Source organism: Cellulomonas sp. 73-92, from assembly GCF_001898175.1.
Lineage (GTDB): Bacteria > Actinomycetota > Actinomycetes > Actinomycetales > Cellulomonadaceae > Cellulomonas.
This window is the reverse complement of record NZ_MKTH01000032.1, coordinates 1-995: the sequence shown is the minus strand read 5'-3', so window position 1 is coordinate 995 and position 995 is coordinate 1. Positions and strand designations below refer to the sequence as shown.

Annotated in this window: 1 protein-coding gene; it reads right to left on the bottom strand. The window is 73.7% G+C overall.

Annotated elements, in window-relative coordinates; translation table 11 throughout:
* The coding region (locus tag BGO37_RS17505) for a DUF4127 family protein (protein WP_291757090.1) at positions 1-995 on the bottom strand (995 nt) is incomplete at both ends.

Genomic DNA, 995 nt, shown 5'->3' with positions numbered 1-995 from the left:
GCCGTTCGGCTCCCAGACGTCGGCGAGCGCGACCGCCCTCCCCTCCTCGAGAGCCCTCTCGACGAGGACCGCCGCGGCGGTCCGGGCCTCGTCGGCGGCACCGCCGCTCGGCCCGTGGACGATGAGGACGACGTCCGGATCCGCTCCCGCCGACGAGGTGGCACCGGCGGCGCGGATCTGGCGCTCGACGGTGATGCGGGCGGGGACGTTCTCGAACGGCGCGATCCGCTCGGCCGCGCCCGGTGACGCGAAGGCCGGCGACAGCCGTACCGGTGTCGCTGCGTCCGCCGAGAGGGTGCGGGCCACGAGGACCGCGCCGACCTCGTCCGCGCCGGGGTAGCTGTGGGTCGCTCCCCCGATGCCCGGCGCCTCCGCCCACCGATCGATCCACAGCTGCTCCAGCGTGCCCGCCGCGCGGGCGGCGGTGTCGTCGGCGGTCAGGAACAGCTCGCGGAACGCACCACGCGCGGCGCCGTGGACGAGGGAGAGGTTGACGATGTGATTGCGCAGACGTCGTTCGTGGAAGTCGCGCAGGACATCGACCGGCACGGTGGCCGCAGCGTCGAGCCGCGAGCGCTCGCGCAGGAACATCTCGTGCTCCTGGGCGCCGAGGCGGTGCAGCTCGCGGCCGTGGTCGGACCAGTATTCGGGCTCCTCGGAGCTGCTGTAGGAGTCCGATGCGCGCATCACCGTCGACATCACGCGGATCGGCCGATCCGGGCGCGACTCGGACATCCGGCGGACGGTCTCGAGCCGTCCGAGGATCTCGGCCAGGGAATCGTCGTTCGTCCGGGAAGGTATGAGACCGCCGTAGCCGAGGGTGTCCGCCGAGACGATCACGGCGTCGGCGTCCGCAGCGACGTCGAGCAGCCATCGACGGATCGCCTCGGGGTCGCCTCCGTCGCGCATGCGGGGCAGGGCCGCGGCGGGTGGGAGCAGGAGCTCGGCGCCGCCGATCCGCGCCACCTCACGCGGCAGCGACACGTTCACGGGCC